The sequence below is a fragment of the Nocardia neocaledoniensis genome, from assembly GCF_029868625.1.
GTDB classification, from domain to species: domain Bacteria; phylum Actinomycetota; class Actinomycetes; order Mycobacteriales; family Mycobacteriaceae; genus Nocardia; species Nocardia neocaledoniensis_A.
In genome coordinates this window covers 1-22,146 of the sequence record NZ_JARWOJ010000225.1, presented here as the reverse complement: position 1 = coordinate 22,146, position 22,146 = coordinate 1, and the positions used below count along the sequence as shown (strand labels likewise).

Sequence of the window (22,146 nt, the reverse complement as noted above, 5' to 3'; positions counted from 1 at the left end):
GGGCCGCTGGTCTAAAGTCGCTCGATGGCATACGACGACGTCGCCGAGCGCTCCCACGAGCCTCTGACCGAAGCCCATCTACGGCGCCTGGCAGCTCTGGCCTGTGAGGATCAGGCCGAGCTGATGCGACGCCACCCGCATCTGCGAGTACTGCGGGATCGAGTTCTTCTGACCGCGCTGTGCCAGGGAGCCGCCCTGCACTGGGTGGACGGCAGGAACGGCGTGAAGGACCTGGACGTGTTCACCTTCTACGCCAAGCATCCTGAGCAGGCGTACCCGGCGCGCCGGCGCAAGTGCGGGGACTTTGGTCCCTCTCAGCTCGGACGGCATCCTGCAGACCTCGGCTATGCCGGACGTCGGATCGACTTCATGGGCAAGGATCTCGACGTTGCCGTCGATGCCGATCCGGTGGATGCAGTGCGTTCCTACCTCCGCGGCCGCCGCACAGCAACAGCGCGGCATCTCTCGCAGAAGCCGGTCGTGGTGATCGGCCCGGATCATCTGTTCGGCCATACCATTTGGCCCGAATAGTTCACACCAGGCCAGGTTGGAGCGATGACGGCCCCGAGTGGCGCATCGCCAGCAGGTTTGGAAGGTCAGCGTGCCGCCATGTCGACCTCCAGGCTGCGACCGACTGCTGCCAGCAGCTTCGCCGTGGGGACGGTGGGGACATCGGTCATGAGGCGCAACCTCCGGAGGTCGTGTGGTGGGCCGCGGTCTCGTCGGTGGTGGTGCGGGGCAGGTAGATCGAGCGTGCCATCAGCAGGTCGTGGCAGCCCGGTCCCCACGATGGGCGGGCGCTGGTGCGTGGAAGCCATTGGTCGGCGATGCGGCGCCAGCTGTCGGGTCCGCGGGTGGTGTCGGCGTAGTGGGAGACGATCCGGGCCAGTGATTCGGCGACGGGCACACCGCGCCCGGGAGTGGTCCAGGCCCGCAGCACGGTCGCGATCTGTTCGCGAGCGTCGAGGTCGACGCGGGACGGTTTCGGTCCGGTGTGCGGTCTGGGTGGGCCGGCGGGATGGCGGCGCCGGTTGAGCCATGCCCCGGTGTGCCGCAGCCACATCAGCGTCTGGGGGTTCCAGAGGGCGGGGGCATCGGCGCCGGTGAGCACGCGCTCGGCGGCCGCGGAGTCCCACCGGCCGTCACGGTAGTTGGCTTCGTGGTGGACCTGGTCGACCGCAGCCGCGAGTGTCCCTACCGCGCGCCGCCCGATCGCCTGGATGGCCGCGCGGAGGGCTGCGGCTTCGCCGGGGAGATACCCCGGCGTGGCCGCGGGCACCGTGTCGTGGGTCGGTGTTGCGCTCATGTGAGGTCTCCGGTGCGGTGCTCGGCGAGGTCGGCGGCAGGGACGTTTCGGATCGCTGCGAGCTGGGTTAGGGCGTTGTCGAGGACGCTCAACGCGCGGTCTCCGGCGAGGATGCGGGCCGCGTCGTTGTAGTCGTCGGGAGTGCGGGCGGCCCACTGGTCCAGCGAGATCGAGATGAATCGCGTCGGGACGACGAACCGCTGGAACGCCCGCGTCACAGCATGGGCCGGGCCGAGGGCCTCGAGATCCGGGAGGGGTGCGCCTGGATCGACGGGGTCGGGCGGCGAGGTGAGGGTGGCGGCCAGGCGGGCGCGGATCGCCGCGAGGTCGGTCAGCGTGGTGTCGATGGTGGCCAGCGCGTGGGTGCCGAGGTCGGCGCGGGTGGCGGGTGCCAGCGCGGCCCACTGGCCGTGTTCGGCCCATTGGCCCAGAGGGACTTGTAGGTGGTCGAGGAAGTGCACGATCAGTTCGCAATCGCGGGCGATCGCGCACCGGTCTGGATACTTCTCCTCCACCGCTTTGGCGCGACAGGCCATGCGCTGGTCGCCCGGCTCGCTCACTGGGCAGGCTCGGGGCGATCGGCGGACAAGAAGACCGGGAACTGGTTGGCGGTGACCGGGTTCGGGTGCGCCGTCGGTGTGGCGTCACCGTCACCGTGACTGTGACCGCTGAACAGTGGCGCCGTCGTGGGCTCGTCCGGGTGCGGGTCGGTCAAGATCGTTCCCCCTGAACAGGTCGGCTGAGCTACGGTTTCGGCGAGCTTAGCGGTGTCCACCGACCATTCCCCTGGGTCGCCGTACACAAGCCGACACGGCGATACATGGTCCGATCGTGCGCACCCAGGCCGCCTGCGGGAGCGAGCCGGCTCCGCGCCCGCGGGGATGGTCTTCGCGCTCGGCGTCGGCCAAGGGTGCGTCGGTTGGCGGGACCTGGTGTGGGCTTGATCGGCACGATCGGGTTGTACCCATCGGGGATGGCCCGGGCGCCGCGTGGCGGGTGTCGTCGGCGACGTCGATTCCGCACGCGGCCAGGCCGAGGCCGGCCGGGAAGCGCGATACAACTCAAGACGGTGGGGAGCGCTGTCGCGCTCCCCACCGTCTCGGACCCTGTACCTGTGTCTTGTTTAAGTGCGAAAGGGGGTATGGAGTTCCATTTTCGTCCTTCTACTCGTGGGCTGCAGGGTCGGCGTTGGACTCGAGTTGCTGGGTCGACGACCTGCGGCGGGCACGGCGCTTCCTGAAGCGATAGGCAGCGGAAGCGCCGGAGAGTCCTAGTCCGCCGAGTACGAGTGCTTGGATCGGGTGTACGCCGGCAATCTGGGAAACCTTCGACATCGGCAGGGTCAGCATCCAGAGCAGTCCTGCGATTCCGCCGACCAGGGCGAGCATGTTGAGCGTGACCTTGATGTCCCAGTGTCCGCTACCGAGCATCTTCACCTGCCTGTCGAGAAAATCCAGCAGGTGATCAGGGCGGTCGGTTGCCCTGATCTGGGCCAGGCACGCGGGTCCGTGAATTCTGCATTCAACACGTCCCTCCACCCGGTCTGAGTTCTTTCCTTTCGGAGCGGACATGGGCGACTACCTCCCGCTACTGCACGAATCCGGCTGCCCGGGTCGTTATCGAATTTCCGTCGACACGATCGTATGCAAATAGGGGTCGGGATTGTAGCGGCCAATAACCGGCGTAGTCAATCCCTGGGGTCGCTAATCTGTGGCTTCCTCAATGTTCGGTGTCGTCAGACAGCGGTTTCGCCAGATATCGGTGTAGCCGATAGTTGGTGTAACCAGTATCTGGCTACCAGGTCGGTCTCGGGTGAGGGCTGGGGAGAGCGTTCCTTCGAACCCTTAGGAGCGGGGGCCTTCGATGAAGCCGTCGGCGATGGCGTTCTTTCGAATCTCCGCTTTTGTGTTGCATGGTCGCCCGACCCTTTCGTACTTTGCTTTGATGTTCTTTATGTGAGTTCGCACCGTGTGCTCGCGAATCGGGAGAATTTGCGCGATTTCTTTTGCTCCGTCTCCATACGCGTAGAGTCTAAGGACTTCGAGCTCTCGCGGTGAAAGATCAGGGACCTTGTTTGGTGCGAGCCTGTACTTCTCGATGATCTTCTTGAGTTCATGTATCAACTCGGGCATGGATATTCCGAGAAGTTTGGCTATGTCCGGACCGAGCAGGCCGGTAGCGTACAATTCGATGATCTCTCCTTGTCGCGGATCCCATTCTGGAGCATGGGGATCGTGATCGATGGACGCGGCCCAATCGATCGTCGGCATCGGATCGCCGGCTGCGCCCGAACGAAGTGCCGCGATAAGCAGTTCGCGTGCGGCTTTCTTTCGCACGATGCTGAGAACACCGGACTTGGCTGCTTGTTGTATCAGATGCCTTTGATCTCCGACAGTGAGAACGATGATGTTGTGTATCCCTGCGCGGCGTAGCGCAGCGACATTATCGGCAGGTTTGGATTTGTCGGGCAGATGGGCCAAATCTAGTACGACAAGGTCGAGGTCCGTTGTCTTTTCGAGCAATTGGGTCACAGTCTCCGCGCCATCAACGATTTCGAGGTCTGGACACTCGGAAACCGTTGTTTTGAGATAGTCGCGGATGATTGCGACGTGGTCTTCTACGAAACCGATCCGTCGCGGTCCTTCTTGAGCATCGGGTGCGATTTGCATTTGGGCGCAATTCTCCATCAGTCTGGGCTTGCCGTCGTGCGTGCGATGCCTACGTTGCGTCGCGTGTCCGTCTGGCTGCGCAGTCGGTGCGAGTAGAGGTCGCGTTACAGCCGACGGCGTGTCGCATTCGGACACGGTGTCAATCTCTGATCAGGTGCAGAGTGGCCACATCACTTCACTGTCGCTTGGCCGGCCACGTCGAAGTCCACCCGTCGGACTGTCGAGTTGGTATAGGCCACGACTGTGGCGAGTTTGGAACGGCCAGGGGGCACGATTCGCACCGCGATCCGACCGTTTCTGGTGCGGTTCAGCTCGTCGGCGATCGTGCGAAGCACTTCATGTCGGATGGCCGCGTCGATGTCGTTCATGCCCTCGTCATCGAGCATGACGACTTCGACCCCGCGGTCACGAGCCGCGGCGGAAGCCGGATCGACCAACGGATGGACCAGCCCGATGGCTCGTAGGTGGTCACGCAGCTCTTCGGCCAGGTTGCCGCAGCGGTCGAGGTCTGCTCGGGTGAGGGGTGCCGGGTCAGCGATACGCCGCAGCAAGGGACGCGCCTTCCGAGCGAGTTCACGTAGTTGCGCGTTGTTGTCGTCGATGGCGGTGGCAGCGACCTCGGCGCTGGCATGATCGCGAATTGCCGCCTTGCGCAGACGATAGATCTCCTCCGCGGCCGGGCGGATGGTCGAGGCGAACATCGCGGCCATGATGATCGGCCCAAAGTTGATGAGCGAGTTGGAGATTCCGTATCCGGCGCCGACCCCAGCAAGTGTTGACCATACTCCTGCGATCGCTACTGTGGCTGTGATCATGATCCACGCCAGCAGCGTTCTGCCTCGGACACACATGAAGGTCGCCACAGCGGTGAAGCCGCTGGCGGGCCATAGTTGATGGATGCTGGCGATATATGGCGGTGACAGGAGTACGACTCCGAGCGCTGCTGCGCCCATGAACGTGATGGTGACGGCTGTCGCGGGGTGAAGCGGGTCGCCGGGTACCCACAGGATTCCGGCGACCGACAGGGCCAACAGCGACATCGCTATAGCGGTCTGCCACCACATTCCTGCGGTCGTCGCTTCTACCGCGAGCGCACCGACGCCCACGTAGAAGAAGCCGGCCACCAGCCAAGCCTTGGGCGAGCTCATGCCGAGCAGAGCTCGGACATCGGCTACCTCTTCGAAAGCCGTGGTGTCGGGTTCGTGCCACGACAGCGATACGGTTGTGCCGCAGCCCGGCTCGCTGCGGATGTCGATGTCGCCGCCCCGCAGATGGGCCATTCGCTTCTTCATCTGTTCGAGCCCGATACCGTCGGGGGTTTCGGCGGTATCGAAACCGACACCGTCGTCCTCCACAATGACCGACAATCGGTGGCGATCCGGTTCGATTCTCACGGTGCGCCGAGCGTGGGGTCCCGCGTGCCGCAGGCTGTTTCGGATCGCTTCGCCGGCGCTCATGCGGATCGCGTGCACGGTGCGGGCTTCGTAGGTGAGTGCAGCTGTGGACGCAGCTGCCCCGACGATCTCGATATGTGCTTCGCTGTCGAACCGGCGGATGTTCTCCTCGATGCGCTCGATCGTCACGGCCGTGGAGAGCAGATCCGTAGAACTCTCCGCACCGATGGTCTCGATGTCTTGGTCGAGGTCGTCGAGGACGTCTTGGGCAAAGCTGCGGACCTTGTCGCCTCCCAGCTCGGAAGCCATCGTCAAGCCGAAAATGACACCGTCGTGCAGGAAAGCCCGCATCTCGGTCCTGTCGGACTCATGCTTGAGCAGGACCTCGGTCTGCGCGGCAGCTGCGTACGACTCCGCCCGCGTAGCATCCAGCACACGCGCGGTGTGCATCATCATCAGAATTCCCGCTACGTAAACCAGCGAAAAGCTCCAGCTGAACAACCATTCCGAAATGAACGGGGAGCGGATCTCTGGCGCTCGGTTCCGTCCCAGGAACTGGACGACAAATATGAGGACAGACAGATACGTGATCGTCAGCCAAGGGCGCCAGACGATCGCGCCGGCCATCGCGGCCAGGGCGGGGATGGACGCCAGCCATAGTGGGCTGGCGATGAGCTCGCCATTCCAAGCCAGCGGCCAGGTGCACGCCGCCAGCAGATACAATGGCGGTATCACGGTCGCCACGCGGTGGATGGCCACTACCGACTCTCGGTAGCTCATTATCAGCAACAGCGTCGGTGGCAGAAATATCGCGGCAACAGCCGCCGGCGTCCACCATGTATCGAGATACTCTGCGTTGGCACGGATATCCTTCGATAGCAAGGGGAGGTAAATCAGGTAGCCCAGCCCGATGAACCGGGCGATTAGTCTGGTTACCCGGGTGGTGTCGTCAATGTAGTTTCTTTCAGAAAGCAACAACTCGACCAGTTTGCGGGGAAACGCGATCACATCGCGATGTGACAGCTTCATTCTGCCTCTCCAGCTTCCACGTCATCCTTCGTCGCCGAGTTGCGCAGTTACCTCTCGCGCCTACTCGGCCGAAGCAAGAATTCTATCCCCGGAGGCATACGGTCGCAGTCCCCAATTATTGGGGACCCCGCCGTGTGCGAGGGCTAGCCAACTATTGGGGATTGAGGGCGGTGCGGAGGAAGTCATAGCATATTGTGCACGTTTCATGTGCGCGTTCGGAGAGGTAATGGCAATCAGCAATATTCGGGCATTCTCGCGGCTTTCTACGACCCAGATCGCCTCTCTGGAGGCGGATCTCGACGCGCTGCGGCTAGAGATAGAAAGCATGCTGGGCGCGGAAGACGCCGATTTCATCCGCCACGCCATCGTCGTGCACCGCGCCTTAGAAGTCGTTGGCAGAAGCATTCTCTTCTACAGTCGCAAGCCGGCTGCGTTCGCCGCTGGGTGTGTAATTCTCGGGCTTGCGAAGACCATCGACAACATCCTGCTGGGGCACAACATCTGCCATGGGCAATGGGATTGGATGAACGATCCGGAGATTCACTCTTCTTCATGGGAATGGGACTCGGTCGTATCGGCGTCCCATTGGAAACATGCACACAACTACTCCCACCACACATACACGAACATCGTGGGCAAGGACGAAGACCTCAGCCACGGCATTATCCGTATGAGCCGCGATATCCCATGGCGGCCGATCCACCTGTTCCAACCGGTCACCAACCTTGCCCTCGCGGCAACGTTCGAATGGGGCACCGCCATACATCACTGGCTGGTGCATCGACACCTCGTCGGCATCCCGCGATGGAAGCTGACAACCGAACCTGATCGAGACCTCGGACGAAAAATCGCGCGACAGGTAACAAAGGAATACCTCTTGTTCCCTCTGCTTTCGGGCCCATACTGGAAGACCACGCTGGCTGCCAATGCGGTTGCGGGCATCGTCCGAAATATATGGCTCTATGCGGCGATTTTCTGTGGCCACTTCCCGGACAGTGCCGAAAAATTCGCGAAAATAGACACCGCGTCGGAATCTCGCGGCGAATGGTATCTACGGCAAATCCTCGGAACCACCAATTTTCGATCCGGTAGAATACTTGCGTTCGTAACCGGCGGTCTCGGCTATCAGATCGAGCATCATCTATTTCCCGGAATTCCATGTAACCGGCTCCCCGAAACATCCCGACGTGTTCAGGCGATCTGCGAGAAATACGGGATTCCATACACCACGGGCTCACTACTCGGCCAGTTCTGGCTGTCCTTTAGAACCCTCAACAAGCTCGCGCTTCCGGACCTGTTGCTGCGCCGCACATCCCACGATGCGCCCGAGACCCGGTCCGAGAAGGTGCTCGCGATCCGTCCCACGTGTCCTGGGACGAGCAAGCATCCTCGGCGGGCGGTGGTCCGGATGGCCAGCGCCGGTGCGTTCGCACTGATCGGCGTCATCAGCAAGACCGGACTCGCCCTGGGCGCGAAGACAACGACTGTCCAGGGACGCGACCAGTTCATTGCGACGGTGTCCGACCCGCGACGGACTGCAGGTGTGCTTGTCGTACCGAACCACCGGTCCACCCTTGACGATCCACTGATGTGGGGGACCCTTCCGTGGTCAGTACTGCTGCGACCGCGGCTGATGCGCTGGAGTCTGGGGGCCGCCGAACTGTGTTTCACCAACCCCGTCACATCGACGATGAGTTCGCTGGCGCAGGTGCTGGCCACCGTCCGTGGTGATGGCATCTTCCAGCCGGCGATCGATCGCGCCATCTCGGTCCTCGACTCCGGTGGTGTGGTGAACATCTTCTCCGAGGGCCGAATCAACCAGGGTGCGCCAACGCTGCGATTCAAGTGGGGTATCGCTCGGCTGGTCGCAGAGTCGGCCGAGGCCCCTGTCCTGTTCCCTGTCTACCTCGGCGGATTCGAACACGTCGCTCCGTTGCCTCGGCGACGCTGGATGCCATTCTGGGGCAAGGAAATTCGCATTGTATTCGGCACTCCGATCGATACTGCACCGATGATCGCTGCAGCGCACCAAATCTCGTCCACGCCTGAAGGTTTCCGGAGTGCGCTGACCGCGTCGATACGGGACGAGGTCGAAAAGTTGCGGGCAGAACATGAAGATGAATAGTCCGGTGGAGCATCAGCCAACCTTTCGAGTTCTCGCAGGATCCGCGGGCAGGCATCTGCCGATGATGGCCGGCATGCTCAGCGGTGCCATCGACGCAGTGGAAGCTTTGCGGGCATCTGTAGGAGATTCGACCGGACGTGCCGGGTCCAAAGTTCAACCGATCGTTCTGGGCGTCAGCGGCGGTGCGATTGCCGCTGCTGCTGCGGCACTGGGCATGACCGCCTCCGAGATGCGTGAGATCGCTGTTCATTTCCCCGATAGTCAAGTCCTCGGGCCGCGGAGTATGCGTTCGCTGATCGCTCGACGGACTCTGTACCCGGCCGCTGATGTCCGTGCGATCGCACAAGCGGTCGTCGGAGATCGGTCGTTTTCAGACTTCACCTTGTCGGACAGCAGATTCCCGCGGTGGGGTGGGCCATCGTCGCTGTACATCACCGTCTACTCCGCGCAGTGCGGCACGCTGGTCCTACCTCGTGACTTACCGCTGCTCGGTGTCGACGACATGCTCGTCGCGGATGCCTTGGTCGCAGCGACGCGAATCCCCGGAGCGCTTCCTGCGGCGCGTGGGCTAGATGATCTCTTCGATGGGGCAGTCCACCACCGAGTCCCCTACGAGCTGTTCCTTCCTCACCCGGCGCTGGTCCTGGATCTGTATCGTCCGCGGCCATACCGCAGTCTCGGCGGTCTCGCGCTGCCAGCCATCCATCCTCGTCTGCCGATGATCCCGGTCCGCCCCAGGCCTTTTCGAGATGAGACTGTGCGACAACGGACGATCTTTGCCAACCTGCCATACGGATCATTACTCACCTCGCCTGCGCTGCCCTCCGGTGCGCTGTTCGACCAGGGGCGCCTGTTGGCGACGACGTGGATGCAGTCCCGAAGCATGAGCGAACTAATGGCAATCGCTGATCCCCGCGCGCTGGGCCTGGACGCATCTCGCGATCTGCCCTTATCGGGTTGACCGGTCCAAGCATCTGCGCTTCCCACGTCAGTGATGCGGGCGCCCGGACCCATCACGCGCTACGACCAGAGAAGAGGAACACAAGTGAAGACATCACCTACCGTTGTAGGACTGGCGATCGGGATAGTCGTGGCAGCAACGGCACTTGCCGGCGCTTCTCCCACACAGCCTGCACCCCCGGTCCGATATGCCAGTCTGGGGGACAGCTTTAGCGCCGCTGCTGGGGTTCTACCCCTCGTCGATGACGCCCCGTTGAGCTGCACCCGATCGCAACGAAACTACGCTCACATCGTCGCTGAGCGGCGTGGCTACGCTCTGAACGATGTCAGTTGCGCCGGAGCCGAGACAGTCGACCTCTACCAGGAACAGGAACCGGGGATCCCGCCTCAACTCACAGCGCTGGACGAGGACACAGACATCGTGACGTTGACCCTGGGAGGAAACGACCACGGGGTCTTCGGCACGGCGGCCACCGAATGCACCCGAGCGATGATCGAGCTGCCCCACGATTCGAGCCCATGCAGGGCCCGATTCGGCAGCAACTTCGTGGAGTCGATCCAAACGGTCACTTACCCTGATCTGGTGCGGGCACTGGCCGATATCCACACAGCGGCGCCGAACGCCCGTGTGATCATCGCAGGCTATCTGTGGCTCGTTCCAGAGTCGGGACCATGCTTCCCACAGATCCCCGTGGCGGCCGGCGACGTTGCCTACCTCCGTGAGATCCAAGCAGTGCTGAACGACGCCGTCGAGAGGGCGGCGAATGCGACCGGTTCGATCTACGCCGATATGTCGTTCACGTCCGAAGGTCGCGACGCATGTCAGCCCCGCGAACGGCGTCTCTCGGAGCCGGTCCTGCTGCCCACACAATTCATGGCATTGCATCCGAACAGCGAAGGTCAGCAAGCCATCGCGGAGGAGGTCCTGAAGGCCATAGACCGGTAAACCCACAACACGGAGTTCAGCACCCTGTCCGACGCACGGACGCTTGCAAGCGCGAGATCCGTCCAGCCCTCGCGGTGGCTTCCAGGACATGACCCGCCGCCGACCGGATCTCCGGGGACATGCCGCAGGCGAGCTCGAGACAACGAGACGCCATTGATCGTGCAACGGCTGGCTCCAGCACATCTGCCAAGCGTGGTTCTATCGGCTGCACGGTCGGAGTCGAACTCGCTACAACGGATGGTACAATCACCGTGGTGGGAACTGGACTGTTGCGGACGGTCGTCGAACTGCACGGTGCGATGTCCAGGCAAGCAGTCACTGGGCGGGCCGAATCCGAGGTTTGACCCTGCACCAGTGACGGCTGGCGCACGCCGCCGCAACCTCGATATAAGCAAGCATGCGCGGTGTTGCGGGGCGAGCTACCACCGATAACTCACAGCTGTGCACCGTAGTCGACCAAAGATGTGCCTGCAGCCGACCGCGGACCGGATCGGTGGATCCCGTGGCCGACATCATCCTGTTGCCTTCTCGACCTCGTTTTTGCAACCGACACCGCCTTGGCCGCGCCCGTCCGATACCCACAAACGGGCTTGTTGGGACTGGGCGACGGGGATTGCTGAAGGTTGGCCATCGAAGGTGATGGCCGGGGTCGTGCAGCGAACTTGCTCTGACGACCGGTCCAGAAAATCTGAAACCCCGGCGATGTGTCCAATCTTTCAGGACAGGGATCGTTCCGGGGCCTTCCCGACAAAAGTAGCAGTCAAACGCGGACTCTGCAAGGCTGAAGAGCGGCTACAGTGGCGCGTTGTGGCGAAGAATCACGGCATCAGTGATGCCCAGCTGCGCGCCTGGATCAGCGTGGAGCGGCTCACCAAGTACGACGCAGTGCGCGAGGACTCGGTAGACCTCTATCATTGGAATGCTGAGCTCAGCGCGGCGTTCTTCGAGCTGATCGGTCACGTAGAAGTTCTGCTGCGCAATGTAATTCACGCGAAGCTTGAGCCCCACACGAGCGGCGGAGCATGGTACGACGACCCGCACTACCGGTTCTCGACCGACTCCCGACGAGAGATCGACAAGGCCAAGCGGCGGGCAGGCTCCGGTGGCCGGCCCGCGACGCCTGGTCGGGTGGTTTCCCAGCTGACCTTCGGATTCTGGCGATATCTCCTTGCCTCGAACTACAAGACAACCATCTGGCCCCGTGTCAGCCCCGGGTTCACCGGCGTACCCCGACACGAGCGCAAACGCGAGGAGCTCGAAGCCGCAGCGGCCAGGGTCCTTGCTCTCCGCAATCGTGTGGCCCACCATGAGCCGATCTTTGACGAGAACAGCGCTCGACACTTCGCGGACCTGGTCTTCATCGCCAGCTACGTAGATCGCGACGCGGTCCACTGGCTCTGGCGAATCTCCCCAATCCATCAGCTGATGCAGAGCCGACCATGTCCGTAGCAGCGTTGCATCGGGGATCTGTGAAGGCGCTGGGCGAACCTCCGCCTGATCTGGCGTCGATGGACGGGTTCAAGGCAAGGACGAGTCCAGGATCCCATCGCCTTCGTCGTAGGTAGACGTAGCTGGCATGGCGGTGGTGAAGCGCAAGTCGACGTGGGTTCAGGCGTGGTCGCCGGAGGTCTGGTCGCGAGTGACGCAGCGCCCGAACTCGTCGTCAGCAGGGTGTCAGCAAACCTCCAGTTGGCAGCAGTGCTCACCGAGTCGACGACCTCGCCCCTGTCGCCACCCCGTGGTCCCCGATGCCGCCTCGCCTTACCCAGGGCCCGGCGGCATCGTCATGCCGGAAGCGACTTTTCAGTGCCGGAACGGCTGGCTGCGCTGATCCCGTTCGGCTGGGCGCGAGCTTGATGTCGGAGAAGAAATCGGCACAGCGAACCTCGAATTCCGTCAGTGCCTGGTGGTGCAATGTCGCCATGACAAAGCTCGACGAGGCATGGCTGCAGTCGGTGGATCGGTTCAACAAGGTCGGATCTCGGCACCATGTGATTCCGCGGTTCCTGCTCCACCGGTGGGCCAATTCGACCGACCAGATCTGGGTGAAGTCCAAGCACGACCGCCGGGAAGGCATCCGAGGCATACGTGATCTGGGAATCAAGGACTTCTACACCTTCCTCGCGACCGATGGACAGCAGCAAGATCGCCTAGCCCACTCGGAAATCCGTTGTATCTTGGGTAGTCGCACGCACTGATCACCACCGGCGACAGAGAGGTTGCCAGCAGCTCTCGATCTCCACATGGCTACGCAGGACGATGCCGCAGGGATGGTCGGAATGGCGGGCGGAACTGCCATCGTCAGCTAGTCCGAAGGTCACGCCAGCAATACTCCTATTCCGAGTACGGTGCGAGCCGTGCCACCCCAGCGACGACCAGGGCATCAACTGTGCTTTGCCAGGTGGACTGTGTGGTGAGATCGCGTATCTCAGGATAGACGTCGATCAGCCACCGAGATACCAATCCAGGGCAGCGTTTGGCGATGACGAATGGATCCGCCATGACGATCTCGGAGAGCCAGGGAATGCCGATGTTGGCGCGGTCGGCCGGTTCGAGGAAGGCCAAGAACCGGATCAGAGTTTCCAGGCATCCGGGTCGTCCATGGGCGTGTGGAAGCCACTGCTCGATCATTCGATGCCAGGACTTTGGCGTCCACCACACAATCGGTACGTCATCGATCTCGGGATACAGGTAGTTGTACTCACCGGCGGCATTGGGCAAGAGCGATTCGAGCAGAGAATCGTGGTGGAGCCGACTACAGCTACTTTCACCCGTCAGTTGTCGAAGTATGTTGGTGACTAGGTCGGGCCACATCTTGTGCGCTGCAGCTGCAAGATTGGGGGACTCTTCCGCTGCTGCAGACAATGCGGATAGGAAGGCGCTGAGCAGGATCGGATCCTCACGGTAGCCAGCGATGTGTTCGATCAGCGATTGGTTGCTGCCGTGGGCTGCGAGTGTCAGCAGTGCGCGGGCCACGATGAGTGCGTGTGAGCCACGCTCGTCGACGGCTAGATCAAGCCGTTCGCTCCGCTGCTGGGCCTGCAGTGACCGGCGGTGTGCTTCAACAACGACTTTCAGGAGCGTAGTGGCTTTCTCCGAGACGCAGTGCTGCCGAGTTGCTGCCGAAGCCAAGGCTCGGATGGCGGCATCGAGCCGCGAGGGCAGGATGTCGTTTCCATTGACTGTGGCCAGTGATTCTTCAACAGGGTCCGCGAGCGCGACGATCGGCCGCTTTTGCCCATCGATGTCCCAGTCTCCGAAAATGCAGTTGCGCATGGTCGCGACGACCAGCTGGTAGGCCGTTTCGTGATGGCATTGCGTCAGGCTGGAACAGGGTTGGGGCCAGATGTTGTCGAGTCCGCGGCCGAGGTGCAGGCGAACCTCGTCGACTTCGTCGGTAGCGAGGTTCGTCGCCGCCGCCACTATCCGGCCGTATGCAGGTGCGTTGTCTCCCGCTGATAGCTGTTCACGCAAATGGCCGGCGACGGGTAGGAGAAGCAATGGTAATGCGCGCGCGGCGCTTCGCGTCGCTCCTTGCTCGAAGTACGAGGCGTGATACTCGTACTCGTGACGAGGCGATTCTCCTTCGCCGACCTGGAGCAGAATCGTGGCGGCGAACCTCAGTCCGGATCCCGGCAACCCTATTGCGCGGATGAGGTGAGCCTCCAGTGCCGCGGCGGAAACCATGGCAGGGACGTCCCAGCCTTCGGAGCTACGCCAGTCGGGGTCTTCGAAGAGGTTCTGCGCGGATGTAAGGTCGGCCGCCATTTCGTCCGAGCCGAGAGCACGGGTATGTTCGTCGTTGCCGTTGACGTTATAGCGCACGTTGAGTCTGGCCGATTCGCTTGAGCGGCGGCTGTATTCGGCGAGCGGCTCTAGTGCTTGAGAAACTTCGGCCGGAGGCTGACTCTCGATGTAGACTTGCCCGTCGGCCCGTTTGGCGATGTAGGTGCCGCGGTCGAGGTATCCGGCCCATACGCGGACTGTGGCGATATGTCGCTCGACTGCTTCCGGATCCTCGGTTCCGAGCTCGCGTGAGGCCGCACGGCGCGCGTTGGCTACCAGTCGATCGCCGATGGCGCGCAGTTGCTCGACACGATCGTTGTCCGCGATTGCGACGAGCGGCATGACCACGGCTCCTAGTGCCAGCTGTCTCCGATCGGCAGCGGCAATCCCCTCTGAGTCGGCGGCCAATCCGCTGTACTCGTGTGCAAGGCGGACGGATTCATGGCTCCAGACCTCCGGTTCGGCCAGGTAAGGATCAAGTGCACGATCAGCAGGCTTGAGATGCCGCACGATCAACCCTGTTGCCAGTGCCACCATCGCGATATTCTCGCAGCCTTCGAGCAGGAGTGCTGTCAACGTTTCCAGCGAAATCCCGGCTGCGATCCACCGGTCGCATTCGCGTTCGAGAGCCTGCAACGCACTGAAGCAGGGCGCCGGCCCGACGCCGGTACCGCGGTACCACAGCCACACGTGGGGGTCACCGACGTACTCCTTTGGCTCGCCGGTGATAGTCAACATGATACGGAACTTGTCAGGGACCTCACTGCTGCTCGCCACGCCGTAGTCGTTGCCGTGCCGGGCTAGGGTGCGAGCTCTAAGGAGGGCAGCGTGGTTCAGCATGCGGTTCAGTACCGTCACGCCGCCACGAAAGTCTGTTTGGAATACAAGCGCGAAGGCACCGCGATACCAGGCACCGCGGGGAGAGAACCCGAGAGTTCGTGACTTGTGCGGTCGGATACCGACTTCACGCACGAATCTGCTGTCGGCCTCGGCGTCGAGATAGTAGGCCTCGGTCAGTTCTGTGAGCAGCTTTGGGTCGAACAGTGCGAGCGCCCGCGTCGCCAGTGTCTCCTCGAGTGCGGGGGCGAGCGCCTCAGGAGCTTCAAGCGCTAGACGTCGCAGGATCGCGACTCCGTCGTCGCCGAGGTCGGGACCGAGCAGGGCCCATAGCTCGACTACGACCTCCTCGCGGATCTCCCGCGGGATGCGGGAGCGGCCCGCGGGACGGCGGGCTGTGGAGCGCCGAGGCATCTGGGCGGAACGAACTGGTGGCGCGGCCGTCTCAGTTTTCGATGCGCGCTGGAGCTCGGCTTCGGTTGCGCGCCGGTCGGCTGCTGCGGCCGCATCGGCTAGGAGGCGTCGCAGTGTGATACGCAGTGGATGTCCGACTGGCGCACTCGACCAGGACAAAGCGCCTAGCCAGTCACGCAGGAGGTTCCGCATGTAATCGCCAGCCCGCCATGGCGTCGGTTGCTCCAGGAGAAGCGCTATCACCGGTTCTACGGCCACGGCCCGGACCATGCCCTGACTGTCTCGCAGGCGCTGATCGATCAGACGGCATAGATTCTTCACACCGGCGTCGCCGTCTTCTCTCAGCAGCGGCCACGCATCGCGGAGGACAGGTGCGGGATCGCCCAGGCCCATCAGCGCTTCGCCGGGTACATCGCCCCAGCGTGCACCATGGCCCGCGTCGACCAGTGCATCGAACGTTCTGCGCATAGTCGCATACCGGCCGTGTGCAGGTCTGATCGGAGAGTCGGGCATGGCCAGCTCTGCCTGGCAGGCCAGCCGAGCCGCACCGAGAACCCATCGCGGAGCGCCAGCATTCGAGAGTGCTGTCCCTATTTCACCCGTCGACAGCAACAGGCGCGCGAGGGCGTAGCGACGAATCTCGTCGTGGGCGAACTCGGGCTCTATCACGAACGGGTTCTCCGGCGACGTCCGCAGCAGCCCGTCACGGCGCAGGCCCTCCAACGCGGCCGGATCGAGGGTCGAGGCGACGGCGAGCGCGTCTCCGCCCCTGAACTGCAGATCGGCCAAGCGCAGCATCACGATGTTGCGTGCGTCCGGGTAGCCCCGGTCCGGCCGCTCCCGCTGCAGCACAAGGCCGTTCCACACTTGTTCCATCGCATCGGACTCGCTGAGCGGAACTCCCTCGATGCCTCCTCGCACTAGCAGGTCGACGACTACTGGGCGGCGCAGAAGATCCCGCGAACGCGCCCCGAGCGCCAAGGCCTCCATCTCCTCGAATCTGGTGACGATCTGGTCGATTTCGGTGTCGTCGAGCAGGGGCACCTCAAACAGCTCGGGCAAATTGGAGTACCGTGCGCGCAGGGTGTCGACCAGCATCTGACGGTTGTCATCAGTGGTGAGCACAAGAACTGTGACCTCGCTGCGAATGGCCGCGTCGACGAGGTAGCTCAGAAGCGCCTCTGGATTTTCTGCGAAGGCATCGGCACCGTCGATCACCAGGATCCGCTGCGGTGCGCTGAGTTCACACAGCAGCACCTGAAGTGGAACGTCGAAAGCTTGCTCAAGTAGGAGACTCGACTTAGGAAGATGACGTAGATTTATGAATTGAGCCTGCAGCGCACCAGGATTCGACGACCGAGCATGCTCGATCGCTGCGCGGACCAGCGCGCTTTTGCCGGAGCCGGACTGTCCGTGCACGACCACCGCGTCGCTGCCCAATGCAGCCGCAAGCAATCCTGCTTCGGCCTCTGCTCTCCGAAGTTTGAGCACACGTGAGCCGTCGGCTGATGCGATCGTCATGCGCACAGCATCGCGCGCCTGCTGTCCGAGCAACTCAAGCGCGCGCCACCCTTTGTGACGGCCGGCGTCCTCGTCGAGCTGGTCGTGGGTATCGCGCCGCAGAAGTGTGCGGTCAATTCGGGCCGCGCGCGGTGAGTAGTCGCTCGCAAGAGCTAGTAGCCGGTCACGAAGAGCCGTCCCCGCGGCGAGGTCCTTGCCGCGAGCGAACGGAACGAGCTGGTTCGCAAGCTCGGCCCAATCCGACTCATCGGGTGTTTCCAGCCGAGGCATCAACACGAGGAGATGGCGCAACACCTCCCAGGTGCGTCGTTGAACGACATCGGTTTCGGGACTTGGGGAGCCATCCTCAGTCAACGCAGATTTCACGATGCCCTTGAGGTGTTCGAGTCGCTGGCGCAGGTCTGCCGAGAACTTCTTCGGTGTGTAGATGTCGTCGAAGAATTCCAATGGGTTGTCCTGCCCAGTGGCCAGGGCGGCTAGTTCAGCGAGTTGCTCGGCGTGGGGCTGTTTGTCTGCGACGACCAGCGCCAACCGCAGTCGCGGCCCACCAGTGGTGATGCGGTCTACCTCGCTAAGAAACGACCGAAAGAGCTTGACTGTGGGTTCGCTACTGGGAATGATCTGCGGGGCTCGGCGCACCCCCATTGCCAGAACGAGCGACGCGTCGGACTCGCCGTCGCGTCCAGCATGAATAACGAGATCGTCGATTGTGTATCGAGGAGCCTGCTGGAACGTCACCCGGCGAATCGATCTACCCGGTCCCAGTTCGACGGCGCCTGTCTGGGTCAACATCCGCGTCAGATACTGAACCGCGACCTTCCGCTCGAAGGTAACGCCACCGCCGCCGGTCGAGTATGGACTTGCGCCCGAAGCAGCCTTACCCTCAACTGTTTTGCCCTCGTCGGAACCAGCTGGGAGCTCGTCCATCTTCTCCTAACCACACGTCATACCACCTAGCCATCGCCCCCGAGCTCACCCGACGTCGAGGGGCACTGAAATGCTAGCCAGCAGTTGCCTTGGTCCACAACATGCACTCCCGTAAGCCGGGGTGGTCAACCGGCTTCTCCGTTTCACCTGACCGGCTCGCCATTTCCGCGCAGCCGCGATGATCCACATAACCCTTCGGTTCGCCAACGACATACGTGATTTCGGTATGAGGGAGCCGTTGAAGCGCTGGGACACTGCTGTCCAGGCACTGCGACGCGTCACGCCTAAGGGTGCTGCGGGCACACCTCGCCAGATCGACGACAACGTCGCTCTGTGGTTAAGTCCGTGTTGAACCGCCGGGAGCCCACACCGCTATGCTGCCTTCATCGCGATCGTATCCGTCCTGTGCGGAAAGGAACGTTGTGCCGGGTTACTCGCCGCGGCGCCTCCGCTGCCATGGCTTCTGCGGTCGAAACAGAGCACTGATGCGGATGGTCTGGCCCGGTCCGACATGCACTGTTTTCGCCTGAGCGAGGGCTGCATTCGCGGCCCCTGGTTTGTAACCGACGAACGGTGGGGCTGGCGGAGGCAGCCATTCGCCGTGAGGCTGCGGGAGCATCCTCGGTTCGAGCCGTCGCCTCTCCCAGAGCTTCTTGCACTCAGCGGTCACAGCCTGGACAACCGGCGTGACAGACCCGAGCACACCGCGCATCGTGATTGCGGCGTCCTCGGTCAAGGCAACCTCCGGTAGGGAATCGACCCGCTGGAGTTCGTAGCCCTCGACCAGCTCGGGCTGACGAGGCAACAACCAGTATGTACCAGCTTCGGGGTTGTGCTTGTCGACCTGCACCAGAAACTCGCTCCACCGCGCCCGGTGCACGACTCCGTTTCGGGTCGCCAGGGCCCAGGTTTCCCAGCCGACGGGGCCCGCCGCCTTAATTGCCGCCCGTACAGCACGAAGTAGCTGGTCTTGGGCGATCCCACCATCGGTGTCCGTGCCCGCGAGGCTGTTTCGCAGTCGGCGGCCGCGTTCGCCTGACGTCCGGGGATAGGTCGGGGCTGTGTCAGCGGTATTCAAGGTGCCCCAATCGGCCTTGACGACGTTGATGTCGATCGCTCCGACTCCGACAACAACTGCTGCCAGGGTATCGAGTACGGAGCCCACAGCGCGGAAGAACCCCGCGCGTTCGGCAACGATTTCCGCAAGCCGCAGGTCGTCCACGCCGCTCCGGTCCGCTAGGTTCGGCACCCCGTTCGAGCTGCGTCGTCGCCTGGCAAAGAAGATGTTCTCGCGCCGCACGGCATCGTCGTATTTCGTGAGGTGTACTGCCGCGTCACGGAGGTTGATGGCTATCGCCCCGACGGCATCGGTGAGATAGTGCGACAGCCATCCAAGTGTCTCGGCCGGCATCGGATAATCGGCCCACCATGTGAAGCCGACGGTGCCCTCGCGGAGGTCGCTCGTCATCGCACGTTCCAGGCGGTTGACCGCCAAGAGTCCATCGGCCACCGGGCCGTCATATCGCGTCACGACCCCAATTCTGGAGCACTGGACCCCGGCGCGTCACCGGGTTTCTCAAGCAGTCGACGGGTAGTGGAACGTTACTTCCGACCAGCTATGGCTTGAACAAATCCGGGGGTGAGGTCAGTGGCATCCCGGGCCGTAGCCGAGTGCGTATGTCCTGGGTTGGCCCGCATTGTGCTTTCGCGCCCTTGCGTCCTTGGTTGTCGATGCTGTCAGTTTCGTTGGTTGCTCGGCAGACCTGCCAGCGCGGGGATGAGTGTGGGGAAGGCAAGGCCGCATCTGGACTCTGTTGCCCTAGTCGTCGGCACTTCCTACCCCCGGGACGTAGCCAAACGGGCAGCGGTCAAGCTGAAAACGATGACCAGTAGTGATTGATTCATGATAGCTATGACAGAAAGTGGTCGGTGGCGTCTGGACGTGGAGCATGTTGAGGCTCGTTGGCGTGCAATATACGTGCAATAGTGCAGCCTAAAGTTGCTCATCTGTGCGTACTGCTGCTCGGCGCCTGTCGTGGGAAGAGTGCTGGTCAGGTACCGATTATCCGAGGTCGGGGCTAGTTTTGACGCCACGAGGTCTGCTGGTTCGAACCCAGCTGGGACCACCATAAAAGTGCAGGTCAGCGCCTCATGGGCGATGGCCTGCATTTTTCGTGCAACATACGTGCAATAGTGCGCCGTGGGGCGTACGAGTGCGGCCGCACCCGGGTCTCGGAGCGTGCGTCACCCTCGCTTGCGTGTGAGTTGCATCACCATACAACTACCTGCTGCCCGGTTCGGGCGGCGGAGGGCACTGCTGACAACGTCAGTTGATCGGCCACATCGCCGCGTCGATATCCTCAATTGCGATCCGGATCTGACCGCGGAATCTGTAGGCGGCGACGCGTCCCGTCCGCGATCATCCTTCGGATGGTGTCTGTGCTGACGCCAGCTCGCTCGGCAGCGAACTTGATGGATACGTAGCGACTTGGGGACGGAGTCCTCTGCGGGCTACTCCGAGGCATAGTGCACCACCCCAATGTCGCTGTGAGTCTCGTCAGGTATAAGACTGTCGCCGCCACTAACGAAAGGTTGGTCCTCCAAGGCGTGGACGTCCCCGAGACGATAACGCCCCATCCGGGCATGCCGCAGCCCTCGACCTGGGATCGCCCACACCGCCAAGGTTTTGACCGGGACGTTCAAGCGCGCGGTGAGTCCGGCAGTGCTGGGCCATGTTTCACCGCGCGTAGTCAGGTGAGGATAAGTCCCACTCGAACCGCCGCGTCGAGGCGACGGCGAGGAATCGGAAGAGGACATGACGCACCAATTTCCTGTGTGGTCAGCGACTCTTCCCACCTCATTCTAGACCGCCGAAGGGGCCATGGATGTCGTGTTTCAGCGTGATGGGGAGTTGGGCGACCTGACCCTTTTGATGTCGGCTGTCGTTGCCACACATCGTTGTCCGGTACTGACCCTCGGCCGTCCGAAGCTTGGCTCGCCGCCTCTATACTCTGAAAGGCCAACCATTAGCTTGCATCAAGCCTGTGCGCGGCCGATTACCCAATCACGAACGCCCCGATCTCGTTACAACGCCTTGCCTGCCAAGGCCAGATGCGATGCCCTCGGCCAAGTCGCGGTATTGACCTCGAAGAGTCGCCGAGCGCCGAAGGCACTGTCGAAGATCTTGGCCGCCTCGTCGTAGCGGCTGAGGGTGCCCTCAGCGCGACCGAGGGAAACGAGGTGGTCGCGGTAGTGGTCCCACAGCTGCTGGACGGTGATCGAGTCCGACAGCTCGTCATCGAGATCGACACGGATGTCGACGGCGGCGGCCATCACCGCGTCGAGCGCGCGTTGGCCGGTGCGGTCGGGCAGAGGGCGCCCCTGAGTGCTGAGTTTGATCGGTGAGCATCGGCTTGCCGGGCACCCCGAGAGGCCTCGGTGGTCTACCCCGGCTCACCGCCGTGCTCGCGTGGCTGGTCGTCCGAGTTCGCCAGGGCGGATTCGAGTGCGTCTATGTCCCAACGGAATTCCCTCCCAACTCGGATGGGTTTGGGTAGCCATGTGTGCTTGCCGGGTTGGCGGGCCCAGCGCCGCAGCACTTCTGGGTGGATGCCGAGGTGCTCGGCGGCAGTTCTTGTGTTGACCCACCGACGCAGCGGCGCCGGGGTCGAAGGATCGTCACGCATCGATGCGTCGCTGGTCGTAGTGGACATCGATCAGCGGTGCGCGGTGCAGGCCGCCGTACCTCAGAGGCGCGGGGCAATCGCGGAGAAAACTCGCGTTCTTCTTCGAGAGGCGGTGGAACGCGCAGTCCCGAAGGCTGTGTGAATCGGAGGGAGAGTGCTCGAGTCGCGGCCATGCGCGCTCATATCCGTGGGCGGAAACTGCCCGCGGTGATGGACTGTGATGACTCCCGATAGCACTGCTAGAAACCGCTCGCGCAGTGGGAGATGGGTAGTGCTTCCGTGAAATTGCATCGGGCACCTTTCGACCCGATCAATGACTCTTCCCGTCTCCAGGAAACCTGAAAATGTGGAAGTTCGCCACCAATTTTCTGCTAGCGCTGAGAAATTGGTGCCGACGCTCGCGCACAGTCCGACGACTTCGCCTCTGTTACCGATCACAACATCCGCCAGGTGGGGGGGGGGGCCAACAACCCCCCGGACCACGCGGGGTGGTGGTGGTGGGGTGTGGTGTTTGGGGGCGGGGCACGCCCCCAACGCGGAGGAGGT

15 protein-coding genes are annotated in these 22,146 nt (G+C 62.7%); 6 read left to right on the top strand and 9 right to left on the bottom strand.

Annotation, left to right across the window (positions count from 1 at the left end; genetic code table 11):
- Nucleotides 1-24: 24 nt before the first annotated feature.
- Nucleotides 25-531: a hypothetical protein gene (locus QH270_RS16920; protein WP_280343191.1), complete on the top strand. Its 507-nt coding sequence runs from the start codon at nt 25-27 to the stop codon at nt 529-531.
- Between the two features lie 145 nt (nt 532-676).
- Here QH270_RS16920 and QH270_RS16915 read toward each other — a convergent pair whose 3' ends face one another.
- The 6 genes from QH270_RS16915 to QH270_RS16890 form a co-directional block, all read right to left on the bottom strand.
- On the bottom strand, nt 677-1,306 hold the full coding sequence (locus tag QH270_RS16915; protein WP_280343188.1) for a hypothetical protein: 630 nt from the start codon (nt 1,304-1,306) through the stop codon (nt 677-679).
- A complete protein-coding gene (locus tag QH270_RS16910) occupies nt 1,303-1,866 on the bottom strand; it encodes a hypothetical protein (RefSeq protein WP_280343186.1) in 564 nt (187 codons plus the stop codon). The genes QH270_RS16915 and QH270_RS16910 overlap by 4 nt, the downstream gene beginning before the upstream one ends.
- Entirely contained in the window at nt 1,863-2,021 is a 159-nt protein-coding gene (locus QH270_RS16905; protein ID WP_280343183.1) for a hypothetical protein, read from the bottom strand. Before QH270_RS16905 ends, QH270_RS16910 begins: the two co-directional genes overlap by 4 nt.
- Before the next feature lie 448 nt (nt 2,022-2,469).
- Nucleotides 2,470-2,877, bottom strand: coding sequence for a hypothetical protein (locus QH270_RS16900; protein ID WP_280343180.1), 408 nt, complete (start codon nt 2,875-2,877; stop codon nt 2,470-2,472).
- A 273-nt stretch (nt 2,878-3,150) separates the two neighbouring features.
- Nucleotides 3,151-3,975: a response regulator transcription factor gene (locus tag QH270_RS16895; protein ID WP_280343176.1), complete on the bottom strand. Its 825-nt coding sequence runs from the start codon at nt 3,973-3,975 to the stop codon at nt 3,151-3,153.
- 170 nt (nt 3,976-4,145) lie between these two features.
- Complete coding sequence (locus tag QH270_RS16890; protein ID WP_280343174.1) at nt 4,146-6,398, bottom strand: sensor histidine kinase; 2,253 nt, start codon at nt 6,396-6,398, stop codon at nt 4,146-4,148.
- A gap of 226 nt (nt 6,399-6,624) precedes the next feature.
- On the opposite strand from QH270_RS16890, the gene QH270_RS16885 reads away from it, so the two are divergent.
- The 5 genes from QH270_RS16885 (at nt 6,625) to QH270_RS16865 (ending at nt 12,627) form a co-directional block, all read left to right on the top strand.
- A complete protein-coding gene (locus QH270_RS16885; RefSeq protein WP_280343171.1) occupies nt 6,625-8,523 on the top strand; it encodes a fatty acid desaturase in 1,899 nt (632 codons plus the stop codon).
- Entirely contained in the window at nt 8,510-9,484 is a 975-nt protein-coding gene (locus tag QH270_RS16880) for a patatin-like phospholipase family protein (RefSeq protein ID WP_280343169.1), read from the top strand. The genes QH270_RS16885 and QH270_RS16880 overlap by 14 nt, the downstream gene beginning before the upstream one ends.
- Before the next feature lie 33 nt (nt 9,485-9,517).
- Complete coding sequence (locus tag QH270_RS16875) at nt 9,518-10,429, top strand: SGNH/GDSL hydrolase family protein (RefSeq protein WP_280343167.1); 912 nt, start codon at nt 9,518-9,520, stop codon at nt 10,427-10,429.
- Nucleotides 10,430-11,236: 807 nt separating this feature from the next.
- Nucleotides 11,237-11,878 (top strand): Abi family protein, encoded by a 642-nt coding sequence (locus QH270_RS16870; RefSeq protein WP_280343164.1) that lies wholly within the window; start codon nt 11,237-11,239, stop codon nt 11,876-11,878.
- A 473-nt stretch (nt 11,879-12,351) separates the two neighbouring features.
- Nucleotides 12,352-12,627 carry a DUF4238 domain-containing protein gene (locus QH270_RS16865; RefSeq protein ID WP_280343161.1) on the top strand — a complete coding sequence of 92 codons (276 nt, stop codon included), beginning with the start codon at nt 12,352-12,354 and terminating at the stop codon, nt 12,625-12,627.
- 136 nt (nt 12,628-12,763) lie between these two features.
- Here the strand turns inward: QH270_RS16865 and QH270_RS16860 are convergent, their stop codons facing one another.
- The 3 genes from QH270_RS16860 to QH270_RS16850 all read right to left on the bottom strand — a co-directional run bounded on the left by QH270_RS16860 (nt 12,764) and on the right by QH270_RS16850 (nt 21,250).
- Entirely contained in the window at nt 12,764-17,914 is a 5,151-nt protein-coding gene (locus QH270_RS16860) for an ATP-binding protein (protein WP_280343159.1), read from the bottom strand.
- 430 nt (nt 17,915-18,344) lie between these two features.
- The gene (locus QH270_RS16855) at nt 18,345-19,445 is read right to left on the bottom strand and encodes a hypothetical protein (RefSeq protein WP_280343156.1); all 1,101 of its coding nucleotides are present in this window, start codon (nt 19,443-19,445) and stop codon (nt 18,345-18,347) included.
- A gap of 1,553 nt (nt 19,446-20,998) precedes the next feature.
- The gene (locus tag QH270_RS16850; RefSeq protein WP_280343153.1) at nt 20,999-21,250 is read right to left on the bottom strand and encodes a hypothetical protein; all 252 of its coding nucleotides are present in this window, start codon (nt 21,248-21,250) and stop codon (nt 20,999-21,001) included.
- Between the last annotated feature and the right edge of the window lie 896 nt (nt 21,251-22,146).